This window comes from Acidobacteriota bacterium (assembly GCA_030774055.1).
GTDB lineage: Bacteria > Acidobacteriota > Terriglobia > Terriglobales > Acidobacteriaceae > JACPNR01.
In genome coordinates this window covers 1-8,672 of sequence record JALYLW010000023.1, presented here as the reverse complement: position 1 = coordinate 8,672, position 8,672 = coordinate 1, and the positions used below count along the sequence as shown (strand labels likewise).

The window sequence follows — 8,672 nt, the reverse complement described above, 5'->3', positions numbered from 1 at the left end:
TTCCATTGCAGCGTGTGCTTAGAGGGTGGACTCGATCTCGAAGCCCCAAGCCTGGAGCAAGGTCTCCGGGATGAACTTCGAGTTCTTGTTACGGCGCGCCCACTCGCGCAGCCGCGTCGACCGCAGGTATTGGTCGGGTGTGAGCTTGAATTCTTTGACCGCCTGTTCGAAGGAGGTCACCACCGGGATAATCGGGCCAATAGGCTCCGGCTTGCCCCAGTTCGGATTTCCGCGACGCTTCGCCATGATTGCGTTCTGCCTTTTTAAGATTAATTGCTATAAATATTGCCAAGAGATTGGATTCGGCCGAGAGGCTTGCGGATTCACGCGAGCGGAAAATCGTTGCCCTGAGAGACCCACGAACCCCGGTGAAACGGCACAGATTAGCAGATTTTGCCCAAAAAGCAATGCCAAAACTGAACCATCATTCAGACGGGAAATCTCCATTTTACCTCAATGTGGTCTGTAAGTCATTGAAGCGGCTGGCTTTCCTTGGTGGCCATCTGTGCGGTGTCGTACCGAATAATCCCCGTGTCGTCGCTGAAGAAGTGGCGGCGGCCGGTGGTTCCGGGGGTGACGGGGTCGGCATTCAGGACATAGCTTTCGTTGACTCCGTCACCATTGGCGTCGATGGGGGTGTAGGTGAAGCGGTAGCCACGCTTCTCGCCGGTCGCGAGCTCAGAGTCGATGAACTGAGCGGTCCCCAGGGTTTCGAGGGATGGCGGATATCCCTTGTCCGGGTAGCTGGCCATATAGGTGACGGCGGCGGTATTGATGGTGCGCATCGAACTCACGGCCGAGGACTCGTTCGCCGATTGCCGTGCGCTGAGCAGGTTGGGAATAGCAATGGCGGCGATGATCAGCAGGGGGAAGATGGTCAGGCTGGCGTAGCCGAGGATGAGTCCAGCGAGCGCCATGCCAGCGCCCTTGAGGCGTCCTGCGCTCTTCGCGATCTCGGAGCGCGAGATGTGCCCGAAGACGATGGCCAGGATGGCGAGCGGGAAGAAGAAAAACAAGAAGAGCCCGTTGGCGATGCCGAGGATCAGGCTGGCCACGGCCTTGCCGCTGGTCTGCGGCGCTTGCGGAGCGCCCGGCTGCCACGCCGCAGCCGCGGGCTGCGAGGGTGTTAGGACCGCGGGCGGCATCTGCGCCGGCGGGATCTGTGGCGACGGGGGCGGCGTTGCGGCACCGGCCATCACCTGCGCCGGATTCACGACCACGGTTTGCGCGAGCAGGCGCGAACCGCAGTTCACGCAGAAGTTGGCTTTGTCTTCGTTGGCGGCTCCGCAGGTATTGCAATACACGGGCGACCCTCCAGGATGGGATGAGGAAGGCGCAGGGTACTGCGCTTAGAGGTGGGGGTCAACTGTTTCGCGGTCTGGCCCTCGTCAGAAGACCGGAACTATTCGCGGGGAGTCGGGTTCTTGCTCCGGTGAAAAGATTGGCATGGCTAGCCTGCGGGATCATGCTGCTGATTGGCCCGCACTCCGCGTTGGCGCAACGTCGGGGAGGGCGCGGCGGCGGCGGTGGAGGACGCTCGGCGGGGGGAGCGCCGAACACTGACGACACGAAGGGCCTCCGGCGGGCGCTCGCTGTCCAGGCCACCCCTGACCAGGTGGACCAGTTCGAGCGTATGACGAAGAGCGTCGAGGCTGCCCAGAAGCAAGCCCGCGAGCTTCTGTTGCTGGGCGAGAAGGCGACGAACCCGGGATTATCCCAGCACGTTGAGCAGCTGAGCAGCGCCGTGCAAGAAGCCCAGAATGACAACCAGACATTCGTGAAGAGCTTTTTACCGGAGCAGAAGGCGGGGCTGAAAGACTTCAGCAAAAAGCTGGAGAAGGCGGGTTCCGAGGTCACGAAGAAAGACAAGGCCCTCACCCGGGAAGCGGGACGACCGGGCGCCAAGCACATCGCTGGCGTAGCGGACGAGCTGGATAAGGCGCTCGTCGAACTTGAAGCCAAACAGCGCGCCATGGGAGACGAGATGGGGATCCCCGGCGCAGCGAACCCGAAGTAATCCTCAGAATCAGAACCGCAGAACTGGTGCCCGGGGAGAGACTCGAACTCTCACGTCCCTTTCGGGACTCGGGATTTTAAGTCCCGTGCGTCTGCCAGTTTCGCCACCCAGGCACTTACCGCTTAAGAATAGCTGCACTCACCGAAACTAGCTCTTGTGAACCACTTCAAACGTGTAGCCATCTGGATCAAACACGTCCACGGCGTAATAGCCGGGATAATATTCCAGACGGGCACGAGGCGAGATATTGTCCTTTGCGCCCGCAGCAATCGCAGCCTTGTAGAAGGCGTCTACCGTTTTATTGTTTTCTGCGATGAAGCCCCAGTGGATCGAGTCTGGATCAGGCTTACCCTGTTTCAGCCAGAAAAATGCCTTTTGGCCATCACCAAAGCCCCAGAGATCTGGATGTCCGACCGCGCCTTTGTAGGGCACGAACATTTTTACCTTCAAAGGCTTAAGTGCTGCCCTATAGAACTTAAGCGAGCGCTCCACGTCGCTCACGGTCAGAATAATGTGATCAAGCATAGGATTCTCCAACCTTCCACCACCCATCGACCACGACCAGTGGTTCCTTCTTGGCTCTTGAGCAGCCAGCCAAAAACAGCAGCCCCAGTAGGCCCATCACCATCTTCATTTACTTGCGCCTCCTGTTGGAACTATCCGCTTCTGCGCCGTAGCCGAACCACCACCGACACACTCGCGGTCAATGGCAGCGGCGGCGATGCGCTCGAAGACGGGCCATGGGCAAGCCATGCCGGCACCGGCCTTCGCGGCCGCGGCGGCGCAGCCGGGGATGGTGATCTCGGCGCGCGAGGGCGGATGCGTGGCATCGAGCTTCGTCGCCTCGCGCAGTTGTGCGGGTGATTGCGCGTAGTAGAAGAGGCGGACGAAGTACTGCGGCGTCTTCATTTGTGGTGCCGGCTTTCCGCGGAAAAGCTCGAAGGCGATGGCGCCGTCCGGAGGCGTCTCATTCGCCTGGTAGCCCTCGAGCAACCAGTCCACGTTGAGCATGCCGCCGAGGTTGGCGATGTTGGTGTCGTGCCCGACGTAAAGCACGGTCTTTGACGCTGCCGGAGCCTGGGCGCGCGGTGCGGTCGTTTGACTGAACTTCGGGCCGCTCACCTTCGCGCGCAGCGTGCTGAGCACCTGGTCGAGCAGGTTCGACCCGGCACGCTGCGCGGGATACATCGTGCGCTCGGCAAGCTCGAACTGGAGTTGATGGAGTTGCATCAGGTAACGAAGCGTGGACTCGTCGACGCGTCCCCAACCGACCTGGTCGGCGGGCAAACCTTGCGCGTATTCCAGCAGGAAGATCTCCGTGGCGGTGGAGGCGATGGGGATAGGCCCTTGCAAGCGGCCTTCCGCGCTGATGCTTGCGGGTACCTGCGCCAGCGTGCAGCTCGCGCTTCCCGGGGCACAGAGTGTGGGCGCGCAGCACTTGAGCACCGACTGCATGCGAGCGAACTGTTCGGCGTAGGCCCGCAGCAGCGCAGTGAAGTCGCCGCCGCTGTTTCCGCCGCCGATGCGTCCCAATATCGCGGCGCGCGCGGTCTGGCCATCGACCTTGCAGACGCCAGTAGTTGTGGGATGGAAGAGCGGGTCGTCCTTCTCCAGGTCGGGCTTCGTGTTCGGCTTGAGCCCGCAGCCCGGATACATGCCGTCCATGAGCGCTTGCGCGGTGAGGCGTGTGCGTTGTTCGACGTCTGACCACACATAGAGGTCGTTGGCCCGCGGACAGCCCGCAGGCGCGAGCAGCCCAGCTTGCGCAAAGGCCGAGCGATAGTAGGCGCCCATCAGCGTGGCCGCATGCTGCCCGTGCGGTGTGAGCTCGCCGGGACCGACGGGCCAGGTGGGCCAGGGTTCGGCGGCGACTTGCGCAAGCGGTGGCCTTGTGTTGGTGGGCGAGCGCACGCCATGGCGGCTGACAAGCACGACTTGCTCGAGTTGGAGATTGTCGGCGGGAGCGGCCGGCGCGGACTGCGCTTCCAGCGACAGCGCGAGGCCGAAGCAGACGACGAGAAACAGGAGTGCGAGGCGGCGCGTCATTTTTCCTTTCGTGGAGGCGCGCGAAGCATAGAAGCAGCGCACGAAGGGGTCAACGGGATTCGGGACAATATTCGAAGGCCAATATTCGAAGACCAGTGATCCAAAGCGGCTTGTATTCGCCCGCGACCCAGAATACATTTGCGCCACATATGACCGTTTCCGGGGATGAAGTCCGCGTCGTCAACACCCAGCCTAAGCACTTTTCCCAGATCATCGAGCTTTGCCGCGTCACCTATCCCGATACGGCGCCGTGGACGCCGGAGCAACTCGCCTCGCACCGCAAGGTTTTTCCCGACGGACAGTTCGTAGCGCTGCAGGGCGCGGATGAGCACGTGGTGGGGATGTGCGCCAGCCTGGTGGTGAGCTGGGAAGACTACAAGATGCTTGACAGCTGGGAGCGCTTCACCGCCGACGGCGCTTTTACCAATCACGATCCCAAAGGCCGCACGCTCTATGGCGCCGAGGTGATGGTGGATCCGCGGGTACAGCACCATGGTGTGGGCGACAAGCTCTACGCCGCGCGCCGCGATGTGGCGGAGGGCTTGGGGCTTTTGCGTATCCGCGCGGGCGCGCGCTTGCGCGATTATCATCGTTACGCGGCGACGCATCAGCCCGCCGACTACGTGATACTGGTGGTGGAAGGGCAGTTACACGATCCCACGCTCAGTTTCCAGCTGCGCGAAGGCTTCCACGTGGTCGCGGTGGTGCCGCACTACTTGTCCGACGATCCCGAGAGCATGGGATACGCGGCGGTCATCGAGTGGCTGAATCCGCTGTTGGTGAAGGCGGAGCACGTGAAGGGGCGTCCCACGGCGTTCCTGCGGCACGAATTGAAAGCCGAGGCCAGCAGCGCTTCCTGATGGCAGTGAAGAAACCATCGCCCCGGGAACGGGGAGTACATCTCGAGATCCTGAACGAGATCGTGCGCATTGCCACGCTCGACCTCGAGCTGCGCCCCATGCTGCAGCGCATCACAGACGCGTTGGCGCAGAAATTCGGCTGGGAGTTCGTGGCCTGCGTCACCGTCGATCGCGACCGCAAGCACTTCACCTGCGAAGCGGTGACGACCACGCAGCCCACCGAGATCGATGTGGGCTACGGGCGCGAACTGGGCTCGGGGGTGGTGGGCGAGGTCGCGACGCTGGCGCGCCCCATCCTGTTGGACGACGTGCGCACGGCGAAGAACTACGTGGAGACCATGCCGGGAACGCGCTCGGAGCTCTGCGTCCCGGTGCTGCACCGCGGCGAGCTGGTGGCGATCCTCAACCTGGAGAGCACGCGGCTGCGCGAATTCCACGACCAGTTGCCGCTGGTGCAGACCATCGCCGACCAGATCGCGGGCGCCATCCACAGTGCGCGTCTGTTCCAGCAGGCGCAGCAAGCGAACCGCGCGCTGGCGGATGCGAATCGGCGTCTCGAAGAACTCTCGCGCACCGATGGGCTCACCGGCGTGGCCAACCGGCGGCAGTTCGAAGACGTGTACGAGCGGGAGTGGCGGCGCGCCACGCGTGTGAGCGGCCCCATCGCGTTGTTGATGATCGACATCGACGAATTCAAGAAATACAACGACCGTTACGGACACCAGGGCGGCGATGACTGTCTCAAGCGAGTGGCGGAGACCCTGAAACAGACGCTGGGCCGCGCCTCGGACGTGGTCGCGCGCTACGGCGGAGAGGAGTTCGTGGTGGTGCTGCCGGGAAGCGACCAGCAGGCGGCGATCGCCACCGCAGAACGACTGCGCCAGCAGGTGGAGAAGTTAGGCTTGCCGCACGAGGCGGCGACTTCCGGGAACCGGGTGGTGACCATCAGCGTGGGAGTGGCTTTCTACCAGCCGACTGAAAAAGACCGCCCGGAGACGCTGCTTTCCGCTGCCGACCAGGCGCTCTACGGCGCCAAGCACGGCGGCAGGAACCGCACGTGCGCCGCGGTGTTCAGCGCTGTGCCGCGGTAGTGGTGAGGGGCTGGTAGCTGGAATAGACGGAGTGCTGGTGCACTTTGGTGTTGGTGAAGAGAGCGCGCGCGTCGTATTCCACCCAAGTCTGTTGCGGTACCATGACGTTCTTGTCAAGCGCGGTCATCTCGATCTTGAGGTGCATGGAACGCACTACCCCGAGGCCGGCGAAATACTTCACCGGCTCGGTGAGCGCCATGTCCACCTTGGAGACGGCGTAAGTCTGCTGGTCCACCCACACCTGGCCACGCAAGTGGTTCAACACGCGGTCCATGCGGCGGGTCTCCGGGAGCGGGCCGGGCTTGGGCGTGAAGCTGAGCACGTACGCCTTACGGCCGGCGACCGCCTCTTCTCCGGCGTAGGCGAAGGTAAAGCGCGAGAGCAAGTCGGCGTCGATGGCGACACTCTGGTCCTTGGCGCTCTGCTTCGTGTTTTTGAGTGAAGCGGTGGACTTCGCTTCCTTGTCTTCCTCCGCCTTTTGCTCACCGCCGCTCAGCGGGCGTCCGTTCTTCGCGAGCATGTGATACGTGGTCTTGTCGGCGGCGGGGATAACCTCGAAGAGCAGCTCGGTGCGGTCCTGGATGTTGCCGTCCTGGTCGTACTTCTCGACCACGCGGTTCTGGCGCCAGCGATAACGGGTGTCGAGCTTGTTTTCCTTCTCCCACTGGGCACGCTGGATCACGTGCTGCATCAGGTCGCGCAGGTCGGGTTGGCGGGGAGCCGGAGCCGCCTGCGCCATCGCGGTGAGCGGAAGCAGCGGAAACAGCGGAAACAGCAGTACGGCGATAAGGAACTTGCGCATCTGTCGTTTATATACCGCGGCGGGCACGTCGACCTGTGCTTGTTTGCTCACTTTGACGAGCGGTCGTGCAGAGCTGCCGCCGGTCGCGCCGGGGAAACTCGTACTAAGCATGGAAGCGGGGCACGCGCGCGGAGTTGTCCCGCCGAAGCGGTGGTGCATATTGGCAGCCGAAGCGTAGACTCGCGGGACAACCCGGCCTTAACACTCTTAATCTCAGACGAGGGAATTCTATGGCTCTCCTGACCGAGCCGCGTCTCGATCCCCGCATGAACACCGCTCCCGCCGACTTCGACCCGGCGCGCGGGTTCCCCGCAGGTTTTTGGGAGTTCTTCCTGCCGTTGCACCAGCGCTTCACGCCGAGGCAGCAGGAGCTATTGACGAAACGCGCGCAGGTGCTCGAGCAAGCGCAGCAAGGCAAGCTACCGACATATCTGCCGGCGTCCACGGCCACGACCTCTGATTGGCACATCGAGGTGCCGGAGTGGGCGCACGACCAGCGCAACCAGATGACGGGGCCATCCGACGACGCCGAGCTGGTGGTAAAGATGCTGAACTCGGGTGCGCCGGGAGTGATGATCGACCTCGAAGATTCGATGGCGAACGCGTGGCCTAACTTGATGACGGGCTACAAGAACACTTTGGCCGCGCTCGCCGGCGAGCTCAGCTACTTCGACAAGAAACGCAACACCGAAGTAAAGGTAAAGGACAGCAAGACGGTGCTGATGACGCGGGCGCGCGGCCTGCACATCTCGCAGGCCGGCCTGATCAAGGGCGAGGTGGTCTCGGCGTCGCTGTTAGATGTGGTGTATATCGTCCACCAAGCCGATGTGAAGGTGCTGAAGCATCCGGTGGTTTTCTACATCTCGAAGTCAGAGTCGGCGGAGGAAGCCTTGTGGTGGCGTGATGTGTTCCAGGAACTGGGGCGGATGAAGGGGTTGCCCAAGGGCTCCATCCGGTGCTTCGCACTGGTGGAGTCGCATCCGCTGGCCTTCCAGATGGAAGAGTTCCTCTACAACCTGCGCGACCACATCATGGGATTGAATCTCGGACGCTGGGATTACATGGCGAGCCTGATCCATTTCAACCTTGCGAATCCCGAGTGGGTGCTGCCCGACCGCAACACCATCCCGCACGACGTGGCGTTCTTCCAGAACCTGCGCACGCTGATGCCGGAGATCTGCCACAAACACGGTGCGATGGCCATCGGCGGCATGACGGCGCTCTATCCCAGCCGCGTGGACGCCGAGCTGAACGCGCGCGCGCTCGCCGTGCTCGAGAAGGACAAGAAGAACGAGGCGGATTGCTTGATGGACGGCGCCTGGACAGGTCATCCCGACCAAAACGAGATCGCGGTGAAACAGTTCCCGCAGCCCAACCAGATGGGGAAGCGTCCGCAGAGTGCGAACGCGCACCCCGACCTGCGTCCCGCGCCCAAGGACGTGGGAAGAAAGACGCTGGCGGGAACGCGGGCGGCGGTGCGCACGGTGATCCGCTATCGCAACGGCGTGTTGAACGGACGCGGCGCGAGCCTGCTCGATGGCTACATGGAAGACCTGGCGACCGACCGCATCTATCGGCTGATGATCGCGCAGCGCATCCGCCATCGCGACCACGTCGAGATCGTGGACGACGCCACCGGCAAGCCCGTGGAGCACACGCCGGAGTTCGTCACCAAGCTGTTCGACGAGGAGCTGGAACGGATCTTGCGCGAGCTGCCATCGGAAGCGAAGGAGTCCGAGCGGGAGACATTCCCGCGGGCGCGGCGGATCAGTGAAGACATGATCCGCGCAGGCGAGTTCGACCCGGTCTAGTCCCGGCCGGCTGTTCCCCCCCCAAGCATGTGCAAGGTTCGAAGC

The 8,672-nt window shown here is 62.7% G+C and carries 9 protein-coding genes and 1 tRNA gene; 4 read left to right on the top strand and 6 right to left on the bottom strand.

Annotated features, from left to right (window positions below; translation table 11 throughout):
• Positions 1–18: 18 nt before the first annotated feature.
• Positions 19–246 carry a hypothetical protein gene (locus M3P27_02075; GenBank protein MDP9267097.1) on the bottom strand — a complete coding sequence of 76 codons (228 nt, stop codon included), beginning with the start codon at positions 244–246 and terminating at the stop codon, positions 19–21.
• 224 nt (positions 247–470) lie between these two features.
• The gene (locus tag M3P27_02070; protein MDP9267096.1) at positions 471–1,304 is read right to left on the bottom strand and encodes a DUF4190 domain-containing protein; all 834 of its coding nucleotides are present in this window, start codon (positions 1,302–1,304) and stop codon (positions 471–473) included.
• A gap of 311 nt (positions 1,305–1,615) precedes the next feature.
• Here M3P27_02070 and M3P27_02065 point away from each other — a divergent pair, with 311 nt between their 5' ends.
• Positions 1,616–2,017 carry a hypothetical protein gene (locus M3P27_02065; protein ID MDP9267095.1) on the top strand — a complete coding sequence of 134 codons (402 nt, stop codon included), beginning with the start codon at positions 1,616–1,618 and terminating at the stop codon, positions 2,015–2,017.
• Positions 2,018–2,041: 24 nt separating this feature from the next.
• Here the strand turns inward: M3P27_02065 and M3P27_02060 are convergent.
• The 3 genes from M3P27_02060 to M3P27_02050 form a co-directional block, all read right to left on the bottom strand.
• Positions 2,042–2,130: transfer RNA gene (locus M3P27_02060), tRNA-Leu, on the bottom strand.
• A 34-nt stretch (positions 2,131–2,164) separates the two neighbouring features.
• Positions 2,165–2,542, bottom strand: a complete 378-nt coding sequence (locus tag M3P27_02055; protein MDP9267094.1) for a VOC family protein — start codon at positions 2,540–2,542, stop codon at positions 2,165–2,167.
• 105 nt (positions 2,543–2,647) lie between these two features.
• Complete coding sequence (locus M3P27_02050) at positions 2,648–4,063, bottom strand: histidine-type phosphatase (GenBank protein ID MDP9267093.1); 1,416 nt, start codon at positions 4,061–4,063, stop codon at positions 2,648–2,650.
• A gap of 149 nt (positions 4,064–4,212) precedes the next feature.
• Here M3P27_02050 and M3P27_02045 point away from each other — a divergent pair, with 149 nt between their 5' ends.
• On the top strand, positions 4,213–4,923 hold the full coding sequence (locus tag M3P27_02045) for a GNAT family N-acetyltransferase (GenBank protein ID MDP9267092.1): 711 nt from the start codon (positions 4,213–4,215) through the stop codon (positions 4,921–4,923).
• Entirely contained in the window at positions 4,923–6,014 is a 1,092-nt protein-coding gene (locus M3P27_02040) for a diguanylate cyclase (protein ID MDP9267091.1), read from the top strand. The genes M3P27_02045 and M3P27_02040 overlap by 1 nt, the downstream gene beginning before the upstream one ends.
• On the opposite strand, the gene M3P27_02035 is transcribed toward M3P27_02040, so the two are convergent.
• The gene (locus M3P27_02035) at positions 5,995–6,867 is read right to left on the bottom strand and encodes a hypothetical protein (GenBank protein ID MDP9267090.1); all 873 of its coding nucleotides are present in this window, start codon (positions 6,865–6,867) and stop codon (positions 5,995–5,997) included. The two genes, M3P27_02040 and M3P27_02035, sit on opposite strands and share 20 nt — an antisense overlap.
• Before the next feature lie 179 nt (positions 6,868–7,046).
• On the opposite strand from M3P27_02035, the gene M3P27_02030 reads away from it, so the two are divergent.
• Positions 7,047–8,627, top strand: coding sequence for a hypothetical protein (locus M3P27_02030; protein ID MDP9267089.1), 1,581 nt, complete (start codon positions 7,047–7,049; stop codon positions 8,625–8,627).
• Positions 8,628–8,672 lie beyond the last annotated feature (45 nt).

What these genes read in the sequence shown, in the direction of transcription:
- M3P27_02075 (MDP9267097.1), bottom strand. Translation starts at nt 246, where the DNA reads ATGGCGAAGCGTCGCGGAAATCCGAACTGGGGCAAGCCGGAGCCTATT.
- M3P27_02055 (MDP9267094.1), bottom strand. Translation starts at nt 2,542, where the DNA reads ATGCTTGATCACATTATTCTGACCGTGAGCGACGTGGAGCGCTCGCTT.
- M3P27_02050 (MDP9267093.1), bottom strand. Translation starts at nt 4,063, where the DNA reads ATGACGCGCCGCCTCGCACTCCTGTTTCTCGTCGTCTGCTTCGGCCTC.
- M3P27_02045 (MDP9267092.1), top strand. Translation starts at nt 4,213, where the DNA reads ATGACCGTTTCCGGGGATGAAGTCCGCGTCGTCAACACCCAGCCTAAG.
- M3P27_02040 (MDP9267091.1), top strand. Translation starts at nt 4,923, where the DNA reads ATGGCAGTGAAGAAACCATCGCCCCGGGAACGGGGAGTACATCTCGAG.
- M3P27_02030 (MDP9267089.1), top strand. Translation starts at nt 7,047, where the DNA reads ATGGCTCTCCTGACCGAGCCGCGTCTCGATCCCCGCATGAACACCGCT.